Raw genomic sequence first — 19624 nt, forward strand, 5'->3', positions numbered from 1 at the left:
CATCAGGTCGTCGTCACAGGTCCGTGGCGATGATCTTTTCGATGTTCCGTTCGGCGAGCGCCGTGATGGTGACGAACGGGTTGACGGTGGTGTTGCCGGGGATCAGTGCGCCGTCGATGACGTAGAGGCCGGAGTAGCCGTGCAGGCGGCCGTAGTTGTCGGTGGCCCGGTTCAGCACTGCGCCGCCGAGCGGGTGGTAGGTGAGGTGGTCGCCCCAGATCTTGTAGACGCCGAAGAGGTCGGTCCGGTAGATCGTCCCCTCCTTGGAGTTGATCTTGTCGAAGATCGTCTTGGCCATGTTGATGGACGTCTGCTTCCAGGACGTCTGCCAGTTCAGGTCCACCCGGCCGGCCGAGGCGTTCCAGGTGAACTGGGCGCGCTGCGGGGTGTTGGTGATGGACAGGTAGAACGAGGCCCAGGTCTCGATCCCTGTGGGCAGCGGCGCGACCTCGGCGAACGCGCCGCCGGCGTTCCAGTTGTCGATGCCGCCCGTGGGGACGGTCGCCTGGAGGCTGCCGGTCGGGTCCCACAGGTGGTTGGCGCGGCCGCACATGACGTTGCCGTTCTCGCCCCAGCCCTTGCCGATCTCGCCGTTCAGGCCGGGCAGCGCGCCGGTGGCCTTCAGCTTGACCAGCAGCTTGCTGGTGCCGACGCTGCCGGCGGCGAAGAACACCCGGTTCGCGGTCACGGTCTTGGTGGCCACCACGTCGCCGTTGGTGTTGAGCTGCTCGATGGTGATCGTGTAGCCGCCGCCGGACGCCGGGACCACCGAGGTGACCTTGTGCAGCGGCGAGATGGTGACCCGGCCGGTCGCCCTGGCCTGGGCGAGGTAGGTCTTCTGCAGCGACTTCTTGCCGTGGTTGTTGCCGTAGAGGAGTTCGGTGTCCGTCGCCGACTTGGGGACGCTTCCGGCCATCTCCTGCTTCATGTACTCGAAGTCGTAGACGCTGGGCACGAGGACGTAGGGGAAGTTGGAGCGCTGGGCGTGCTTGCGGCCGACCCGGGCGTACTGGTAGCAGGCGGTGGTCTCCCACCAGGCCGGGTCGACGTGGTTCACCCCGAGCGTGGCGTTGGCCCGCGGGTAGTAGGTGGTGTACATCTCGCCGGCGTTCACCGACGGGAGGATGGAGCCGAAGTGCTCCTGCCGGGGGGTGACGGCCATGCCGCCGTTGACCAGGGAGCCGCCGCCGATGCCACGGCCCTGGTAGACCGTGATGCCGCTGAAGTCCTCGGCGTCCAGGATGCCGGTGTAGCGGGGGATGTTCCGGTCGATCGGGAAGCCGAGGAAGTTGCTGAGCGGCTGTTTGGTCCTGGTGCGCAGCCAGAAGGACCGCTGGTCCGGCTCGGTGATCCTGGGGAAGATCTTGCCGTCCGATCCGGGGGTGTCCCAGGCCATGCCCATCTCGACCATGTGCACGTTGACGCCCGCCTGGGCGAGGCGTAGCGCGGCGACGGAGCCGCCGTAGCCGGTGCCGATCACCAGGACCGGGACGTGGGCGCCGTTGCCGATGGAGGCGATCGTGCGGGCGGTCGCCGCCTGGGCCGTGCCGGTGTGGCCCAGCGCCCCCAGCCCCAACATAGAACCGGTTCCAACCATGAATCCGCGGCGCGATAGCCCCTTGGAACCCGGCCCCTGCAAGGTAGGATCGTGCATGTGATGTTCCTCACTCTCGACAGAGTTGAAACGAGTTCTACCTTCGGTCGCGAGCCAAGTCACTATGTACTCATAAGTAACTTTTGCCCCACTTCGCCAGGTCACCGGGCGTGCACCAAAAGCAACCAAGCGCTTGCTACATAGTTTTGTTACGCTGCAGCACATGATCTCCACCATCGTCTGGGGCACCGGCAACGTCGGTCGCCTGGCCATCCGCGCCGTCGAGGCCCACCCGGCGCTGCGACTCTCGGCCGTGATCGTCCACAACCCCGACAAGGTCGGCCGCGACGCGGGCGACCTCGGCGGCCTCGACCGCGACCTGGGCGTCGCGGCGACCGACGACGTCGACGCGGTACTGGCCACCGGCCCCCAGGCCGTGGTGTACGCGGCGTCCGGCGACATCCGCCCCGACGACGCCCTCGCCGACATCGTCAAGGCGATCCGGGCCGGAGCCGTCGTCGTCACCCCCTCGCTGTACGCGCTCTACGACCAGCGCAACGCCCCGCCCGAGATGCGGGAACCGGTGCTGTCCGCCGTCGCGGACGGCGGCGGCTCGCTGTTCGTCTCCGGCATCGACCCCGGCTGGGGCAACGACGTGCTCCCGCTGCTGATCAGCGGGCTCGGCGGCACCATCGACGTGATCCGCTGCCAGGAGATCTTCGACTACTCCACCTACGACCAGGAGGACTCCGTCCGGTACCTGGTCGGCATGGGCCAGCCGCTGGACTACGAGCCGCCGATGCTCGCCCCGACCGTCCCGACCATGGTGTGGGGCGGGCAGATCCGGCTGATGGCCCGGGCCCTCGGCGTCGAACTCGACGAGATCGTCGAGACCCTGGACCGGCGCCCGCTGGAGACCACGGTGAGCACCAAGACGATGGGCGAGTTCGAGGCCGGCACCCAGGGCGCGGTGCGCTTCGAGGTCCAGGGCATCATCGAGGGCGAACCCCGCATCGTCATCGAGCACGTCACCCGCATCCACCCGTCCTGCGCCCCCGACTGGCCGACGCCGCCCGACGGCGACGGAGCGCACCGGGTGATCATCGAGGGCCGCCCGCACATCGAGGTCTCGATCGAGGCCACCGACGAGGGCGGGAACCGGTCCGCGGGCGGGAACGCCACCGCGGTGGGCCGGCTGGTGAGCGCCATCGACTGGCTGGTGGACGCCGACCCCGGGCTCTACGACGCGCTCGACGTCCCGCTGCGCCCCGCGGTCGGGAAACTCGGAAGGAAACAGCCATGAACATCGACGTCCCCGAGGGCAAGGACCCGATCACCTACGTGTGGGGCGAGATGGTCCCCGGCATCGGGCCCGCCGCCTCGAAGCTCTCGCTGGCGGTGTACTCCCACACCACCCTCGGGCTCCGCGAGTTCGAGGCCGCGCGGCTGCGGATCGCGCAGATCAACGGCTGCATGTTCTGCCTCGACTGGCGGACCGAGCGGGACGGCCAGAAGGTCGAGGAGGAGTTCGCCGACGCGGTCACCCACTGGCGCACCACCGACGCCTTCGACGACCGCACCCGGCTGGCCGCCGAGTACGCCGAACGGTACGCCACCGACCACCACGGCCTCGACGAGGAGTTCTGGGCCCGGATGACCGCGCACTACGACCAGCGGGAGATCGTCGAGCTGAGCATGTGCCTGGGCTCCTGGCTGGCTTTCGGCCGCCTCAACCACGTGCTGGGCCTGGACGCCGTCTGCGTGCTCCCCGGCCACTGAGCCACGACCCGCGCCCGTCCGTCATTCCGTCCCGCCGTCCCCGGTCTCCTCGGGGCGGGTGTAGAGGATGTCGCGGGCCTGCTCGGCGGCGCGGGCGAAGCTCTCGCCGACGAAGTCCAGGTAGCGGGCGATGCTCTCGAGGCGGATGGCGGCCGGGGTGCCGGGGCCGAGCACGCCGACGCCCTTGGTGATGACCTCGACCTGCTGGGTGATGTCCCGGGCGCTGGCCATCATCGACTGGTAGTACAGGTCGTTGTCGACGATGTAGCGCTCGCGGCGGCGCTCGTCGCGTTCCCGGCGGACGAGGGTGAGCTTCTCCAGGAAGGCGATCGCCTTGGAGATGGACGCCGGGCTGACCTGCAAACGCTGGGCGAGTTCGGCCGCGGTGAGGCTGCCGGAGTCGGTGAGGTGCAGGCAGACCAGCACCCGCGACATCATCTTGGGCAGGCCCGAGGCCATCATGACGTCCGTGAACATCTCCTCGTACTCGCGGACGGCCTCGGCGTCGCGCCCGTGCGGCAGCGTGGCCGCCTGCGGCTCCCGGGACGAGGCGGACCTGCGCCGGTGCGCGCGCCGTTCCGTGGCGCGGTGGGCCAGGTCGGCGCGGTAACCGGCGGGACCGCCGTTGCGCATCACCTCACGCGTGATCGTCGAGGTCGGACGATCCAGCCCCCGGGCGATCTCCGCGTAGGCGAGCCCGTCCGCCAGCCCCGAAGCGATCTGCCGGCGTTCCTGCTGGGTGAGCCTGCCTCCTGGCATCGCGTCCTCCTTCGCGCATCCCTGCTGCCCCGAGCATAGCGTTCACACCACCACCATTGCAACACATGGATGCCTGTCGTTGCGTTAATTCACAGGCCGTTGCAACAGTTTTACGCCATCTAGCTGCACTAACACACATTCAACGCAATGATCTAGTTGCAGGATTTTTGAACGCAACGTAGCTTTTCCCTCGTTGGAAACAACACGACACCGGGAGAGCACGATGCAGAAGTTCAACACCCCCGCCCCGATCTCCGCCGTCCTGAACATCCCCGCGGGACGCGTGCGGTTCATCGCCGCCGACCGGGCCGACACCACGGTCGAGGTCCTGCCCGCGAATGCCGGCAAGGGCCGCGACGTGAAGGTCGCCGAGCAGACCAGGGTCGAATACGCCGACGGGGTCCTGCGGATCGAGGTGCCGGTGAAGAACCAGTACCTCGGCCCCTCCGGATCCGTCGAGGTGACGATCCAGTTGCCCGCCGGTTCCCGGGTCGAAGCCAAGGCCAGCGCCACCGAGTTCCGCGCCGTCGGACGGCTGGGCGACGTCGCCTTCAAGGGTGCGTACGACCAGATCAAGGTCGACGAGGCCGCGAGCGCCCGCATCACCGCCGTCGCCGGTGACGTCGAGGTCGGCCGGCTCACCGGCCCCGCGGAGATCAGCACCAACAAGGGCGACATCCGCGTCGCCGAGGCCGTGCGCGGCACGGTCACCCTGCGCACGGACATGGGCGACATCGAGGTCTCCGCCGCGCCGGGCGTCTCGGCCTCGCTGGACGCCGGCACCGGCTACGGCCGGATCCACAACGCCCTCAAGAACGACGGCACCGCCGACCTGGACATCCACGCCACCACCGCCTACGGCGACATCACCGCCCGCGGCCTCTGAGGAGCAGCACCATGACGAACCTGGCCATCGCGGCGACCGGGCTGCGCAAGTCCTACCGCGACAAGAACGGCGACAAGACCGTGCTCGACGGCATCGACCTGGCCGTCCCCGAAGGAACGATCTTCTCCCTGCTCGGCCCGAACGGCGCCGGCAAGACCACCACCGTGCAGATCCTGTCCACGCTGATCCGGGCGGACGGCGGCCAGGTCCGGGTCGCGGGATACGACCTGGACCGGCAGGCCGACGACGTGCGCGGCGCGATCGGCGTCACCGGCCAGTACTCGGCCGTCGACAAGCTGCTCACCGGCGAGGAGAACCTGCTCCTCATGGCCGACCTCAAGCACCTGCCCAGGCGCGAGGGCAAGCGGAAGGCCAAGGAACTGCTGGAGAAGTTCGACCTGGTCGAGGCCGGCGGGAAGCCCGCCGCCACCTACTCGGGCGGCATGCAGCGCCGGCTCGACCTGGCGATGACCCTGGTCGGCGACCCCCGCCTGATCTTCCTGGACGAGCCCACCACCGGCCTCGACCCGCGCAGCCGCCGCTCCATGTGGGGCATCGTCCGCGACCTCGTCAAGAGCGGCGTCACGATCTTCCTGACCACCCAGTACCTGGAGGAGGCCGACGAACTCGCCGACCGGATCGCCCTCCTCGACCACGGCCGGCTGATCGCCGAAGGCACCGCCGAGGAGCTCAAGCGGCGCATCCCCGGTGGCCACATCGAGCTCACCTTCGCCGGCGCCCACCTGCTCGACGCCGCCTACCACCTCCTCGGCGCGGGGAGCACCGACCCCGAGGCGCTCACCCTGCAGGTGCCGAGTGACGGCAGCGTCCGCGCGGTCCGCGAACTGCTCGCCCTGCTGGACGAGCGCTCGATCGACGTCGCCGAGATGAGCGTCCACACCCCCGACCTCGACGACGTGTTCCTCACCCTCACCGGCCAGAAGCAGGAGACCCCCCGATGAGCACCCTCACCCTCGCCGCCCGCGACTCCTCCACCATGGTCCGGCGCCAGCTCAAGCGCCTGCTCCGCTACCCCTCCATGACCCTGCAACTGATCCTGACGCCCGTCATCCTCCTGCTCCTGTTCGTCTACGTCTTCGGCGGCACCCTCGGTGCGGGCCTGGGCGGCGGCCGCGACACCTACGTCGACTACGTCGTCCCCGGCATCCTGCTCATGGCGGTGGCCACGGCCGCGACCGGAACCGCCGTCATGGTCGCCACCGACATGACCGAAGGCATCATCGCCCGCTTCCGCACCATGCGGATCTCCCGGGCCTCCGTCCTCACCGGCCACGTCGTCGGCGCCGTGATCCAGCAGCTCCTCGGCGTGGCCGTCCTGATCGGCGTCGCCCTGGCCATCGGCTTCGGCCCGAACGCCACCGCCGTCGAGTGGCTGGCGGCCGCCGGCCTGCTCACCCTGTTCATCGTGGCCATCACCTGGCTGTCGGTCGCCCTCGGCATGGCGTCCCCGACCCCCGAGGCCGCCAGCAACGCCCCCATGCCCCTGATCCTGCTGCCCTTCCTCGGCAGCGGCTTCGTCCCCACCGACTCCATGCCCACCGTCCTGCGCTGGTTCGCCGACTACCAGCCCTTCACCCCGATCATGGAAACCGTCCGTGGCCTCCTCCTCGGCACCCCGATCGGCAACAGCGCCGCCATCGCCACCGCCTGGTGCGCCGGCATCGCCGCCGTCTCCTACCTCTGGGCCCGGAAGACCTTCAACAGGACCTGACCGTGAACCGGCCGACCAGGGCCGCCGGACCCCTGCGGGTCCGGCGGCCCTGAACCTTTCCACCCGCCGGCGCGATCCCGCACCGGCCACCACGAACCCGGCGGCCCGTGCCGGTTTCCCCCGTCGATGACCGGTCCCGGGAGTAGATTCCGACACATACCGGTCGGCTACGGGCGGGGGCCGGCCCCCGCTTCGCCCCTGGCCCCAGGAGTTCCGGCCCGCCGGTGGCCGAGGTGCGAACGGAGGAAGGCCGTTGGACGGCGATGCGCTGGTGGCCGCCGCGCGGGCGGGGGACGAGGCCGCGTTCGCGGCGCTGGCCGAGCGGCACCGGGGCGAGCTGCGGGTGCACTGCTACCGGATGCTGGGCTCGCTGGACGAGGCCGAGGACCTGGTACAGGAGACGTTCCTGCGGGCGTGGAAGAACCTCCGCGGCTTCGAGGGGCGCGCCACGTTCCGCGCCTGGCTGTACCGGATCGCGACGAACGCGTGCCTGGACTTCCTCGACGGACGGGCCCGCCGGGTGCTCCCGCACGACCTGGCGCCGCCGGGGGACACCACCCTCGGCCTGGCGCCCCGCACCGACATCCCCTGGCTGCAACCGTTCCCGGACCGGCTGCGGGAACCGGCCGAGGACGGACCGGACGCCACGGCCATCGCGCGGGAGACGCTGGAGCTGGCCTTCCTGGCGGCGATCCAGCACCTGCCGCCCCGGCAGCGGGCGGTACTGATCCTGCGCGACGTGCTCGGCTGGCCGGCGAAGCAGGCCGCGGACCTGCTGGAGTGCAGCGTGGCGTCGGTGCACAGCGCGTCGCAGCGGGCCCGGGCGACGCTGCGGCGGCACCTGCCCGAGCGCCGGTCGGAGTGGGCGCCGTCGGCCGAGCCCACCGAGCGGGAGCGGGCGGTGCTGCGGCGGTACATGGAGGCGGTGGGGCGCGCCGACCTCGCCGCGGTGGCCGAACTGCTGGCCGAGGACGTCCGGACGGTGATGCCGCCCTACCCCCTGTGGCTCCGGGGGCGCGACGCGGTCATGGCGGCCCTCGCGGCGAGCTGGGACCCCGACGCGCCCGGCTACGTGGGCCGGTTCCGGATGGTGCCCGTCCAGGCCAACGGGCGGCCGGGGGTGGCGAGCTACCTCCGGGGGCCGGGCGAGCGCGAGTACCGGGCGAGCGCGATCGGCGTGGTGCGCGTCGAGGGCGACCGCATCACGGAGATCACCGCCTTCCACGACCCCGGCCTGTTCCCCGCGTTCGGCCTGTCCCCGGTCCACCGATGAGTTTCCGCGCGCCCCGCCGTCTCAACGAGAGGTCACATCACATCGACCTCGACGGAGGCACATCATGGCCAAGCTGCTGTACTCGGCCACCATGTCGCTGGACGGCTTCATCGCCGGCCCCGGCGACGACATGTCCTGGCTGACCGAGCACCTCGGACCGAACCCGATGATCGACGGGTTCATCGGCGAGATCGGCGCCCTGCTCATCGGCAACCGCAGCTTCCGCGGCGACGACCCGCACCGGGGCACGGACAAGGCGGGCGAGCCGTTCGGCGGGGGGTGGAGCGGGCCGCAGTTCGTGCTCACCCACCACATCCCCGACACCCCCGTGCCGGGCATCACCTTCGTCGGCGACCTCGCCGGCGGCGTCGCCGCGGCCAAGGCGGCCGCGGGCGACAAGTACGTCAACATCATCGGCGCCGACGTCGCCCGGCAGTGCCTCGCGGCGGGCCTGGTCGACGAGATGCTGGTCCCGATCGTGCCGGTCCTGCTCGGCGACGGCGTCCGGCTGTTCGACCACCCGGGCGGGAGCAAGGTCAAGCTCGAACGCCTCGGCCTGGCCGAGGTCGCCCAGGCGACGATGCTCTGGCTGAAGGTCACCGGCTGAAGGTCACCGGCTGAAGGTCACCGGCTGAAGGTCACCGGCTGAAGGTCACCGGCTGAAGGTCACCGGCTGAAGGTCACCGGCTGAAGGTCACCGGCTGAAGGTCACCGGCAGGTGCGCCCGCGGTGCGGGCGCACCTGCCGGGACGCCTCGACGTTCCGGGGCGGGCCGTCCTGATCAAGAACTGCCCGATCGGTCTTGTCCCGCGGGGATCGCGATGTTACGCAAGGGTGTGAGTTCTTCCGCGCCGTGGTGGCGGTCCAGGTCCGTACAAGTCATGGCGGCGGTCGTGCTCGCCCTCGCGCTGGTCGCGGCGGGGGTGGCGCTGTGGCGGCCCGCGGATTCCCGGGCGGGCGGCGGCACCCCGCTCACCGCGGACGAGCGGCGCAGCCTGGCGACCCTGCGCGTGATCGACGCGGCGCACCCCCTGCTGGAGATGACGCTCTACTCCCCCTACGACGCGACGCGGCCGGTCGTCGCCGCGCCCGCCCCCGGACCTCCGCTGGCGTGCTCGCTCTTCCTGGCGGCGCGGGGGCCGCGCGGCCCGGTGTTCGGCCGCAACTTCGACTGGATCACCAGCCCGGCCCTGCTGCTGAAGACGCCGTCCGGCCGGGGACCGGCGTCGCTCTCGCTCGTCGACATCTCCTACCTGGGAATCGACCGGCTGGAGGCCGACCGGGTGATGCGCGAACCGGCGCTGCAGCGCAAACTGCTGCAGGCCGGCTCGCTGCCCTTCGACGGGATGAACGAGCACGGCCTGGTCGTGGGCATGGCCCAGATCCCCGACACCCGGCCCGCCCGGACGCCGGGCCTGCCGACGGTCGGCAGCGTCCGCATCCAGCGGCTCGTCCTCGACCAGGCGCGCACGGTCGAGGAGGCGATCGCGGTGTTCGGCCGTTACAACGTCGAGTTCGCCCCCGGGGAGCCCTCGCTGCACTACCTGGTGGCGGACGCGAGCGGGCGGTCGGCGGTCCTGGAGTTCGTGGACGGCCGCCTCAAGGTGCTCCGCGGCGGCGACTCGTGGCACGGCATGGTCAACTTCGTGCTGTCCGGGGCGGGGGACGACGTCAAGCGCTCCGACGAGCGCTACAGCGCGATCGTCGGCCGGATGCGGGCCACCGGCGGCAGCCTCGACCCGGACGGGGCGATGGACCTGCTCGCCGAGGTGGCCCAGCGCAACACCCGCTGGTCGGCGGTGTACGAACTGCACCATGGCACCGTGCACGTCTCGCTCGGCCGGAACTACACCAGGCGCCACACCTTCCGCCTGGCGGGCGGATAAGGTCCCCGCTGTAACGATCGCCAGGAAGGTACCGGCCAGCATGATCGAGATGCTCTTCGAGCAGGTGGGCGAGGTCGTCCGCGGGTCGGCCCCGCACGAACTCGGCGAACCGCGCCTGCAGGCCCGCAACAGCGGGATCAAGGTCTGGTACGGCGACCGGTCACCGGCCGCCCGGGAGCACTACGAGGCCCAGGTGATCGGCGCGGACATCGTCACCGCCGCCCGCGCGTCGGCGCTGGAGATCGGTTTCCACGCCGAGCATCCCAAGCAGGACGACAACGTCGCGGCGCTCGCCGCCCTCCGGGCCCGGGAAGACCGCTGGCGGCCCGGCCTCGGCGACGACGCCGTCTGCGGGGCCTTCCTGGGCCGCGACACCTGGCGGCGGATCTCCGAGACCTGGCTCGACCCCGACCTCGACGACCTGGACGCCGCCTTCGAGATCGGCGTACGCCTGGTCGACTACATCCGCGCCCTCGAACCACACCGCCGGTCCGCGACGGACGCCACCCGCCCCATGGCGAACACCACCCGACCCGTGTCGGGTACCACCTGATCCGTGGCGGGCACCGCCCGATCCGTGGCGAACCTCACCCGATCCCTGGCAGGCACCGCCCGACCCAGGACCTGTTTCAAAGTGAGGCCAGCAGCCCCGCGGTACACCAACGCCGGCCTCCGACCCCTTGCCCGGTGATCGTTGAGGATAGGTGGTGCCAGAGCACCACCTATCCTCAACGATCACCGGCGCAGGCAAGGCGTGCCCCGCCAGGGCAGCCGGGTCCCGCACGGGCGAACCAAGGCCCATCGGCACCCGGCTCACTTCGAAACACGCCTTGGCGATACCCCCCCGATCCGCCGGCACCGCACGGGCCGGGGCCCGGAGGGGAGGACCGGCCGCTGACCGTGGTGGGAGTTCCCCGGCACGGGAGGCGATACGCATGGAGTGACGCCCCTGGCTGCGTTTACGGAACGGCCGCGGCCATGCGCGTCCGCGGCCCGGCGGCGTCTCGCGCGTCACCTGGGGTGGGTGCGCACCCCGTCGAGGGCGATGTTCAGGACCCGTTCGCGCTGGGCGTCGTCGGTGTAGCCGCCGCCGGTGATGCCGCCGACCATCCGCAGGACGTCGTCGAAGCAGATGTCCGCGCGGGCCTCGCCGGCGGCCTGGGCCCGGGCGAACAGGGGCCCGCCCGCCTCGTGGATCGAGATCCGGCAGGACCGGATCATCTCGGATTCGCGATTCAGGGCCTCGTAGAGGGCGCGCTTGGTCGCGAGATAGCCGACGAAGCTGCGCAGCCAGGTGGTGAAGCCCGCCCAGGGCGGCAGCGCGGCGGCCGCCTGCGCCGCCCGGCACAGTTCCTCGACCTCGCCGACGTAGACGCTCTCGAACAGGGCCTGCCGGGTCGGGAAGTTGCGGTACAGGGTGCCGATGCCGACGCCCGCGCGGCGCGCGATGTCCTCCAGCGAGGCGTCGGCGCCCTTCTCGGCGAACGCCTCGCGGGCCGCGCCGAGCAGGGCGTCGAAGTTGCGTCGCGCGTCGGCTCGGTGCGGGCGCCGTACCGCGATCGTGGGAGCCGTGGCCGTCTGGTCTGTCACCGAAACCCCTCCTCACCTGCGGCTCGATTTGGAACGGAGGTATGCCTCCGGTAATGTGGAGGCATAACTCCGGTATTCCGGAGGCTTACCTCAAGTTTAGCGCGCCGGCCGCGATGCGCCCCGATCCACGCCGATCATCGCCGCCGTGCCCCCGTTCCCAAGGATTTTTGATGCCAGATTCCGCGTCTTCCGCGCGCCCGTCCCCTCGGCTGATCTTCGGGGTGCTGTCGGCCTCCGCGGCCGGGTTCGCGATGTTGCAGTCCCTGGTCGGCCCGGTGCTGCCCACGATCCAGCGCGAACTGGGCACCGACCAGGCCACCGTGACCTGGGTGCTGACCGCGTGGCTGCTGTCCGCCTCGGTCGCCACCCCCCTGATGGGGCGGATCGGCGACATGGCCGGCAAGAAGCGCACGCTGCTCGCCGCGCTGGGGGCGATCGCCCTCGGCAACCTCGTCGCCGCGCTCGCCCCGAACATCGGGGTGCTGATCGTCGCCCGGGTGATCCAGGGGTTCGGCGGGGCGGTGCTCCCGATGTCGTTCGGGATCATGCGCGACGAACTCCCCGCCGCCCGGCTGTCCTCGGCGGTCGGCGGGCTGTCGGCGGTCATCGCGGTCGGCGGCGGGCTGGGGACCGTGCTGGCCGGGCCGATCGTCGCGACGCTGGGTTGGCGCTGGCTGTTCTGGCTCCCGATGATCGCCATTCTGGCGACCGCGTACCTGGCGCACCGTTTCATCCCCGAGTCCCCGGTGCGGACGCCGGGACGCGTCGGCTGGCTCGGCGCGCTGCTGCTGTCCGGCTGGCTGGTCACGCTGCTGGTCCCGCTCAGCAAGGCGCCCGCGTGGGGCTGGGGCTCGGGCCGGGTGATCGCCCTGCTCGTGCTCGCGGTGGTCCTGTTCGCCGCCTGGCTGCTGACCGAGGTGCGCTCGCGCAGCCCGCTGGTCGACATGCGGATGATGCGGCTGCCCGCGGTGTGGACGACCAACCTGGTGGCGCTGCTGTTCGGCGCCGGCATGTTCTCGGTCATCGTGTTCCTGCCGCAGTTCATGCAGATCCCCACGACCGCCGGTTACGGCTTCGGCGCCAGCATCACCCAGGCCGGGCTGCTGATGCTGCCCATGCTCGTCACGATGGGCATCGGCGGGTTCCTCAGCGGCCCGCTCGCCCCGGTCGCCGACGCCAAGGCGCAACTGGTGGGGAGCGCGGCGCTCAGCGTCGTCTCGTGCGTCGCGTTCGCCGCCTACCACGACAAGCCGTGGCAGCTCTCGCTGGCCGCCGGGATCTTCGGGCTGGGCCTCGGCCTGGCCTACGCCGCGATGACCAACCTGGTCGTGCGGAGCGTGCCGCCGCACCAGACCGGCATCGCCAGCGGCATGAACACCAACATCCGCACCGTCGGCGGCTCGATCGGCACCGCGGTCACGAGCTCCATCGTCACCGGCCACCTGCAACCCGGCGGCCTGCCCGAGGAGTCGGGGTTCACGCACGGCTTCCTGCTGATGGCCGTGATCTCGGCCGCCACCGTGGCCGTGGCCCTGCTGATCCCGGCCACCCGCCGCGCCGGCCGCCACCGGCTGCCGAGCGGGCGCCGCGAGCCGGTCCTCGTGGGCGCCGCCGCCGAGTGAGATACCGCGTCAGCGCTCCACCGAGCGCGCATCCGGGCGTGCGCCGGGCGCCGAGGTGCCGCGTCAGTCCCGGTCGTGGTGGCAGACCGCTTCGAGCATGATGCCGAACGGGTCGGACCAGAAGGTCGCGTAGTAGGGCTGCGGGTACTCGGTGAAGTACCGGGGCTCGTGCAGCACGGTGGAGCCGAGCTCGACCGCCCGGGCGTGCACCGCGCTGACGGCCGAGCGGCTCCGGACCATGAAGGCGACGTGCTGGAGCCCGGTCCGGTGGCGCGAGTAGCCGCCGGGCTCCCGCGCCGGATAGACGAACAGGTAGGTGCCGGGCCTGCCACCGGCCGGCCGGTAGGAGAACTCGTCCCCGGCGCTGAAGAACTCCTCGAAGCCCAGCAGCGGCATGAGGGAGTCGTAGTAGGTCTTCGCCGCCCCCAGGTCCGGGACGTTGATACCGATGTGACCGATCACGGTCGGATTATCGCCCAGGCAGGCCCGCTCCCTTAAGGCATGTCGCGAAGCGGGGTCAGCAGCCTCTTTGCGATATCGGTCGCGCCCCCCGCGCTCCTGCCGACGTGATCTTCAGGTTCCGGGGCGTCGTGGCGCCCCGGAACCTGAAGGGGCAGGCGAACGGCTGCGACGGCGCCGCCTCGGCCCAGGTCACCGCTCATCGTCGGCGGCCCTGGTGACGCGTTGTCGGGGTTGAACGACCGGCTGAGGGGGATTCAGCCGGTCGTTCGACGTGCTGCCGTCAGACGAGGTAAATGATCAGCAGGGTGAGCCAGAGGACGACGAGCCATCCGTCCGTCGTGGCCTGGAGCCAGCGGGGAGCGTGGCGGACCTCCATGAAGTAGTGGATGATCAGGCGGCATTTGATGAGGCCGAGCACGACGATGGCGGCGACGAGTTCCTTGCCCAGGGTCGTTGCGGTCTGGGATTCGCCGGGGGTGAGGAGCCAGGCGAGGATGGTCGCCGCCGACAGGGCGGCCCAGACGATCAGGACGGTCCGTTTGTCCTTCGTGAAGTCCCGGTCGGTGGACGTGGTCATGTGGGTCACCTCATCAGGTAGAGGAGGGCGAAGATGACGACCCACAGCAGGTCGATCATGTGCCAGAACAGGACGCTCTGCTCGACGATCGCGGGGCGTCGCCTGCGGGGGTTGCGCAACTCGCGGACCGCGACGCCCAGGAAGATCAGGCCGAAGGCCACGTGGACGAGGTGGACGCCGGTGAGCACGTAGTAGAAGCTGAAGAACTCGTCCGAGATCGTGTAGCCCCGGCTGATCTCGGCGTGCCACTCGTAGGCCTTGATCAGGGTGAACAGCGCACCGCACGCGCCGGTGGCCCACAGCAGCCGCTGGGCGTTGCGCAACGCCCCTTCCCGGACGGCGATCACGGCGAGGGCGGCGAACAGGGAACTGGTGAGCAGGACGACGGTGTTGGTGACGCCGATGCCGACGCTCAAGTGCCGCTGAGCGGCGGTGAACTCTTCGGTGGACACGGCGCGGAAGACCATGTAGGTGACGAAGTAGCCGCCGAAGATGAACAGGTCGCCCAGGATCATCACCCACATGTCGACGTCGCCGGGCAGGCGCCGTCCCCGGGTCGGCGGGCGGGTTCGCGTGGCGGTGTCAGGAGTGGTCATCGGGCGCCCTCCGGCTCGTAGAGGGCGGGGGTCTGCGCGGTTTCGCGGCGGGCCGCGATGCGGAAGAGGGCCAGGAAGCAGATGATCCACACGCCGAAGACGACGACGGCGATGTAGAGGGTGATCACGCCGTTCCAGGCGAAGGCGCCGGAGTTGTACAGCCACATCTGGGTGGCCATGATCTCGGTGACGATCTGCCAGATGGTGACGTAGGCGAACCACTTGGGGAAGATGCGGTTCTTGTCGTAGAGGATGGCCAGGGCCATGACGGTGTAGGCGGCGGTGAAGCAGCCGAGGGATCCGTTGTAGGACAGCATGCCCAGGTCATAGAGCAGGTACAGGATGCGGGGTTCACGGTCGGGGCGGAAGGTCGCCGTCAGCCAGCAGACCAGCAGGAGCTGGAATCCGGGGATGGCGCCCACACCCATGCTGGCGATGTAGGCGTAGGCGAGCGTCCTGCCGGAGGACATGCGCATCATGAAGTAGCCGATCATGCCGTTGGAGATCGCGGCACCTCCGGCGATCACCAACAGGAACACGAAGCCGACCTGGATGCCCCACTGGTGCTGGTCGAACCAGGCCGTGGCCTGCAGGGCGTCGACGTCCGGGCGGGGCGGCGGGGTGGCCCGTCCCAGCAGGCATATCCCGACCGACAGGGCGGTGTAGAAGATGCTGAACGCCCAGTAGAAGAGCCAGACCTCCCGTTTGCCCGCGCGCTCGGGCCGCGCCGGCTTTCCCGGGCCGTCTTCGGTGACAGTGGTGGCCGTGTCCGTCATGACATCACCCCCTCTTTCCCGGCCTGGCGCCGCAGGGCGGTGCGCAGCACGAAGAACATCACCAGGACGAAGAGCGCGAAGGCGCCGTTGCGCAGCCAGAACGACACCAGCCCGTCCCAGGCCAGCGGGCCGTCGCGGAACACCGCCGCACCCGCCGAGGGCACCATGGCCAGCGCGGTCAGCAGCGCGTAGTGCCCCACCCAGCGCGGGAAGACCGGCGCCCGGCGGTCGTCGGCGTAGACGGCCAGGGCCAGCAGGATGAACTGGGCGACCAGCATGCCGATCGGCGCGATGAAGATGATCCAGGCCAGGTCGTTGAGCACCTGGATCAGGTCGTCGCCCCGGCCGGGCCGGAAGGCGGCCACCGCGAAGAAGACGTTCGACAATGCGAACAGGGTCGCCCCGGCCACGACGGAGGTGAGGTAGGAGAACGCGTAGATGTGGCTCTCGCTGCGCATCCGCTGCATCTGCGCCATGATCAGCACGAAGAACGGGACGATCAGGATGCCGAACAGGTTGAAGCCGACCATGCTGAACCGGATCATCGGCCTGTTGTCCCGGTAGAACGCCCCGACCTCGGCCGCGCTCATGTCCGGGGACATGGGCGGGAAGAAGCCCGGGAAGGCCACGAACAGCACCAGCAGGACGAGCGCGAGCACGGGCGCGGACCACAGGATCACCTGCTCGGCCCGCAGAGCCGATAGGGCTGACTCCTCTTTCTCGGTGAGGACCTGCATATCTTCCTCTTCTCTCCAGCATGTACATGCCGGGCTGGACAGGGATCAGTGGTCGGCCGTAGAGGACGAACTGGAAGACCGTGATCGCCCGTTGTGGCATCGGTCCCTTTCGCCCATCGCAGCGGCGCCGCAGTCCTCGAACCGGGTCAGCACCACGGTGACGGGGTCGGCGGGGGCGGGGTCGAGACCATCGGGGTGCTCCTTCCACCGGCGGGGCGCCGTTCGCCCCACCACAGGGTGGACAGTTAGGCATCTTCTGTCAACCCCAAGGATCAATATCTACGACTGTCAATACCGAGCCCCAAACACCCCATACTGTTGACCAGGCATCCTGAACGTCCTTAGATGTCATCTTGTTGGACTTTGGTGTTGGTAATGTCTAGAGGATGGATACTTCAGCACCTGCGGACTTCCACTCCCGGGTCCGCCGCCAGATCCGTGACGACGCCCTCGACGCGGCCTACCGGCTGGTGGAGGAGCAGGGCTGGGGCGCGGTCCGCATGACGGCCATCGCCACCGCCGTGGGCGTCAGCCGGCAGACCCTCTACAAGGAGTTCAGATCCAAGGAGCAACTCGGCGAGGCACTGCTGCTCCGTGAGGCGCAGTGGTTCATCGCCGGCGTCACCGAAGAGATCCAGCGGCACACCGATGTCGTGGCCGCCATTGAGGCCTGCCTGCGGTTCGGCATCGGCCGCGGAACCGCCAACCCGCTGCTGCGCGCGGTCCTGTCCAGTCCCCTGAAGGACGACGACACCCTGCTCCCGCTGATGACGACCGGCTCCGAACCACTCATCGTCCTGGCCGGACAGGTCATGAAGGACTACATCACCAGCCGGGCACCCGACCTGGACCCCAAAGACGTGCAGGTCACCGCCGACGCCCTCGTCCGGCTCCTGGTCAGCCACCTGCTCCTACCACTGGACGACCAGGAGACCATCGTCAGCAACCTCACCCACCTCGCCGCCCGCGGACTCAGGCTCAGCCCCTGAGAACAGACCCACATGCACGCGCTCCCGCCCGGGCGCCTCAACGACCGGGCTTCCCGCACGCCGGCAGAGGCTGGGGGCGGCCGGTACCGGTGCCGCGATGCGCTCACGACCCCACTTCGAGACACGCCCTAGCCGGACCGTTGCGCTCAAAAGCCCGCGAGAGGTCGTCCGCACGCCATTAATCGCCTTAATTCGACGTGAACAGTTCCCGCGAATACCGCCCGAACATCCAATATTCCCATTGAGCTAACTGCACATCCCATGCGCGTTTCGGTCTGAAACTTAACGTCCGCGCATGTGACCATTAACCTCCAGTCGCACGTGTTGCGACGCACCGCGGGCCGGGCGCTGGCCGCGCTCGGCGCGGCGGCCCTCGCGGCGGGCGTGCTGTCCGCCGTCGCCGCCCCCTCGTCCGCCGCCCCGGCGGGCGAAAAAGTGATCGTCTCCGAGGACTTCTCCGGTGGCTCCCTGCCCGCGGGCTGGCGGGTCGTCGACGGGACCTGGCAGGTCCAGAACGGCAGGCTCGTCGGGACGGCCACCGGCGGCAACAACAAGATCACCTTCGGCCGGCACCTGGAGGACTTCAGGTTCGAGGCGACCGTCCGCTTCGACAAGGTCGCCGAGCCGACCCGGTGGGAGGCGTTCGGCCTGGACGTCCCCGCCGACGGCGCCCGGCCGTGGTGGATCGCCACCATGCGCAGCGGCAGCAACGCGAGCAACGGCCTGGAGTTCGCCCAGATGACGGCCGCGGGCGCGTGGAACGTCACCAACACCGCCGCCGCGCCCTACGCCGCCGGCACCGGCCGCGACGTCAAGGTGTCCATCGAGGTGCACGGCAACCAGGCGCGCTGGTTCTTCGACGGGCAGCAGATGATGCGCACCACCAGCCTGGTGCGCTCGGCCGACGGCGTGCAGGCCCTCTTCGTCAACGGCTCGACCGTCTCCTTCGACGACGTGAAGATCACCGAGCTGCCCGCCAACGGGTACCTCCGCCCCGCCGGCAGCCCCGTCACCGTGATCGCGCACCGCGGCGCGTCCTCGGCCGCGCCGGAGAACACGCTCGTCGCGCAGGAGGCCGCCCGCCGGGCCGGCGCCGACTTCATCGAGAACGACGTGCAGCCCAGCAAGGACGGCGTGCCGTTCATCCTGCACGACGGGACGGTGGACCGGACCACCGACGGCACCGGCGCCATCCGTAACCTCACCTCGGCCCAGCTCAAGGCGCTCGACGCGGGCTCCTGGTTCTCCCCGCACCACACCGGTGCGCGGATCCCCACGCTGGCCGAGCAGCTCGCCGACCTGCGCACCCGCGGCGGCAACCTGCTGCTGGAGATCAAGGGCGCGCACACCAGGGACGAGGTCGCCAAGATCGTCCAGGTGATCCGCGAGCAGGACATGACCAAGCGCGTCTTCATCCAGAGCTTCGAGGTCAACGCGCTCAAGTACACCTACGAGCTCGCCCCCGAACTCCCCCTCGGCCTGCTGCGCAGCACCCTGGACGCCGACCCGGTGGCCATCGCCAAGGATCTCCACCTGACCGCCTACAACCCGGGCAACGGCGCGCTGCTGGCCCGCCCCGGCGTCGTCGCCGACCTGCACGAGGCCGGCGTCGCGGTGATGGCCTGGACGGTCAACTCCGCCGCCACCTGGAAGGCCCTGGACGCCCTCGGCGTGGACGCCATCATCACCGACCGCCCCGCCGAACTCGCCGGCTGGAACGACGCCATCCTGCACGGGGCGCAGCCCAGGCCGACCGCCGGCATCGTCTCCCCCGTGAACGGCACCACCCTCGACCGCGCCCAGCGCCCGGTCGCCGGCGTCGTCACGACCGGCGCCGACACCGTGCAGGTCACGCTGGACGGCGACCCGGTCGAGCCCGGTAAGCCCCTGGACCTGACCGCCCTCTCCCTCGGCCGGCATGTCATCCACGCCGAGGCGACCGGCCCCAAGGGCACCGCCCCGGCCACGTCCACCTTCACCCTCGCGGCCACACCCGCCGGGCTCGCCCACCTCATCGTCACCTCCGGCGCCGATGGGGGAGCCGTCTCGGCGATGATGAGCAAACTGGCCGCCGGCCGCTACGACGACGTCGCCAAGTACGCCGAACGCCAGTCCGGCAAGCACGTCCCGGCGAAGTACGCCACCGTGATCGCCGCCGACGCCCGAGCCCTCCACACCCAGCAACCCTGACCCCGGCCGGACTTCTCCATGATCCTTGAGGATTCAGGGTGCTATGACACAATGCCACTAAGTTAAGTGTTTGAGTGGTACGGTTCTTGGATGGCTCGAATTGGACAGGTAAAGGTTGCTGACAGCGATTCTTCGTCTGTGCGGTTGACGGATCGTATTTCATTGGGTGTGTTGGC

At 70.0% G+C, this 19624-nt stretch carries 20 protein-coding genes; 12 read left to right on the forward strand and 8 right to left on the reverse strand.

Features of this window, described 5'->3' with window-relative positions:
• Positions 1-13 precede the first annotated feature (13 nt).
• A complete protein-coding gene (locus tag DPM19_RS33920) occupies positions 14-1579 on the reverse strand; it encodes a GMC oxidoreductase (protein WP_233511098.1) in 1566 nt (521 codons plus the stop codon).
• A 238-nt stretch (positions 1580-1817) separates the two neighbouring features.
• Between DPM19_RS33920 and DPM19_RS33925 the strand changes: the two genes are divergently transcribed.
• Together DPM19_RS33925 and DPM19_RS33930 are read left to right on the forward strand one after the other, a co-directional pair.
• The gene (locus tag DPM19_RS33925) at positions 1818-2897 is read left to right on the forward strand and encodes an NAD(P)H-dependent amine dehydrogenase family protein (protein WP_111872197.1); all 1080 of its coding nucleotides are present in this window, start codon (positions 1818-1820) and stop codon (positions 2895-2897) included.
• Positions 2894-3373: a carboxymuconolactone decarboxylase family protein gene (locus DPM19_RS33930; protein WP_111872198.1), complete on the forward strand. Its 480-nt coding sequence runs from the start codon at positions 2894-2896 to the stop codon at positions 3371-3373. The genes DPM19_RS33925 and DPM19_RS33930 overlap by 4 nt, the downstream gene beginning before the upstream one ends.
• 21 nt (positions 3374-3394) lie before the next feature.
• On the opposite strand, the gene DPM19_RS37100 is transcribed toward DPM19_RS33930, so the two are convergent.
• On the reverse strand, positions 3395-4132 hold the full coding sequence (locus DPM19_RS37100) for a helix-turn-helix domain-containing protein (RefSeq protein ID WP_111872199.1): 738 nt from the start codon (positions 4130-4132) through the stop codon (positions 3395-3397).
• A gap of 223 nt (positions 4133-4355) precedes the next feature.
• Here DPM19_RS37100 and DPM19_RS33940 point away from each other — a divergent pair, with 223 nt between their 5' ends.
• From DPM19_RS33940 to DPM19_RS33970, 7 genes are all read left to right on the forward strand, one after another.
• Positions 4356-5018: a DUF4097 family beta strand repeat-containing protein gene (locus DPM19_RS33940; protein ID WP_111872200.1), complete on the forward strand. Its 663-nt coding sequence runs from the start codon at positions 4356-4358 to the stop codon at positions 5016-5018.
• Positions 5019-5029: 11 nt separating this feature from the next.
• Positions 5030-5980, forward strand: coding sequence for an ATP-binding cassette domain-containing protein (locus tag DPM19_RS33945; protein ID WP_111872201.1), 951 nt, complete (start codon positions 5030-5032; stop codon positions 5978-5980).
• Positions 5977-6750 (forward strand): ABC transporter permease, encoded by a 774-nt coding sequence (locus DPM19_RS33950; RefSeq protein WP_111872202.1) that lies wholly within the window; start codon positions 5977-5979, stop codon positions 6748-6750. Before DPM19_RS33945 ends, DPM19_RS33950 begins: the two co-directional genes overlap by 4 nt.
• Before the next feature lie 253 nt (positions 6751-7003).
• A complete protein-coding gene (locus tag DPM19_RS33955; protein WP_111872203.1) occupies positions 7004-8023 on the forward strand; it encodes a sigma-70 family RNA polymerase sigma factor in 1020 nt (339 codons plus the stop codon).
• Positions 8024-8087: 64 nt separating this feature from the next.
• Entirely contained in the window at positions 8088-8630 is a 543-nt protein-coding gene (locus DPM19_RS33960) for a dihydrofolate reductase family protein (RefSeq protein ID WP_111872204.1), read from the forward strand.
• A gap of 274 nt (positions 8631-8904) precedes the next feature.
• On the forward strand, positions 8905-9909 hold the full coding sequence (locus tag DPM19_RS33965) for a carcinine hydrolase/isopenicillin-N N-acyltransferase family protein (protein ID WP_158566986.1): 1005 nt from the start codon (positions 8905-8907) through the stop codon (positions 9907-9909).
• 40 nt (positions 9910-9949) lie between these two features.
• Complete coding sequence (locus tag DPM19_RS33970) at positions 9950-10462, forward strand: hypothetical protein (protein WP_111872206.1); 513 nt, start codon at positions 9950-9952, stop codon at positions 10460-10462.
• Positions 10463-10920: 458 nt separating this feature from the next.
• On the opposite strand, the gene DPM19_RS33975 is transcribed toward DPM19_RS33970, so the two are convergent.
• Entirely contained in the window at positions 10921-11499 is a 579-nt protein-coding gene (locus tag DPM19_RS33975; protein ID WP_111872207.1) for a TetR/AcrR family transcriptional regulator, read from the reverse strand.
• Between the two features lie 170 nt (positions 11500-11669).
• Between DPM19_RS33975 and DPM19_RS33980 the strand changes: the two genes are divergently transcribed.
• Positions 11670-13121, forward strand: coding sequence for an MFS transporter (locus tag DPM19_RS33980; protein ID WP_111872208.1), 1452 nt, complete (start codon positions 11670-11672; stop codon positions 13119-13121).
• A gap of 63 nt (positions 13122-13184) precedes the next feature.
• Here DPM19_RS33980 and DPM19_RS33985 read toward each other — a convergent pair whose 3' ends face one another.
• The 5 genes from DPM19_RS33985 to DPM19_RS34005 all read right to left on the reverse strand — a co-directional run bounded on the left by DPM19_RS33985 (position 13185) and on the right by DPM19_RS34005 (position 16269).
• A complete protein-coding gene (locus tag DPM19_RS33985; RefSeq protein ID WP_111872209.1) occupies positions 13185-13583 on the reverse strand; it encodes a VOC family protein in 399 nt (132 codons plus the stop codon).
• 280 nt (positions 13584-13863) lie between these two features.
• Entirely contained in the window at positions 13864-14160 is a 297-nt protein-coding gene (locus DPM19_RS33990; RefSeq protein WP_111872210.1) for a cytochrome C oxidase subunit IV family protein, read from the reverse strand.
• A 5-nt stretch (positions 14161-14165) separates the two neighbouring features.
• Positions 14166-14756 carry a cytochrome c oxidase subunit 3 gene (locus DPM19_RS33995; protein WP_111872211.1) on the reverse strand — a complete coding sequence of 197 codons (591 nt, stop codon included), beginning with the start codon at positions 14754-14756 and terminating at the stop codon, positions 14166-14168.
• Positions 14753-15532: a hypothetical protein gene (locus tag DPM19_RS34000; RefSeq protein ID WP_111872212.1), complete on the reverse strand. Its 780-nt coding sequence runs from the start codon at positions 15530-15532 to the stop codon at positions 14753-14755. The genes DPM19_RS33995 and DPM19_RS34000 overlap by 4 nt, the downstream gene beginning before the upstream one ends.
• Positions 15529-16269, reverse strand: a complete 741-nt coding sequence (locus DPM19_RS34005; RefSeq protein ID WP_111872213.1) for a hypothetical protein — start codon at positions 16267-16269, stop codon at positions 15529-15531. The genes DPM19_RS34000 and DPM19_RS34005 overlap by 4 nt, the downstream gene beginning before the upstream one ends.
• Positions 16270-16655: 386 nt before the next feature.
• Here DPM19_RS34005 and DPM19_RS34010 point away from each other — a divergent pair, with 386 nt between their 5' ends.
• Positions 16656-17258 carry a TetR family transcriptional regulator gene (locus DPM19_RS34010; protein ID WP_111872214.1) on the forward strand — a complete coding sequence of 201 codons (603 nt, stop codon included), beginning with the start codon at positions 16656-16658 and terminating at the stop codon, positions 17256-17258.
• Positions 17259-17579: 321 nt separating this feature from the next.
• A complete protein-coding gene (locus DPM19_RS34015) occupies positions 17580-19448 on the forward strand; it encodes a glycerophosphodiester phosphodiesterase (RefSeq protein ID WP_199485433.1) in 1869 nt (622 codons plus the stop codon).
• The last annotated feature ends 176 nt before the right edge of the window (positions 19449-19624 follow it).

It is taken from the genome of Actinomadura craniellae, from assembly GCF_003289645.1.
GTDB lineage: Bacteria > Actinomycetota > Actinomycetes > Streptosporangiales > Streptosporangiaceae > Actinomadura_D > Actinomadura_D craniellae.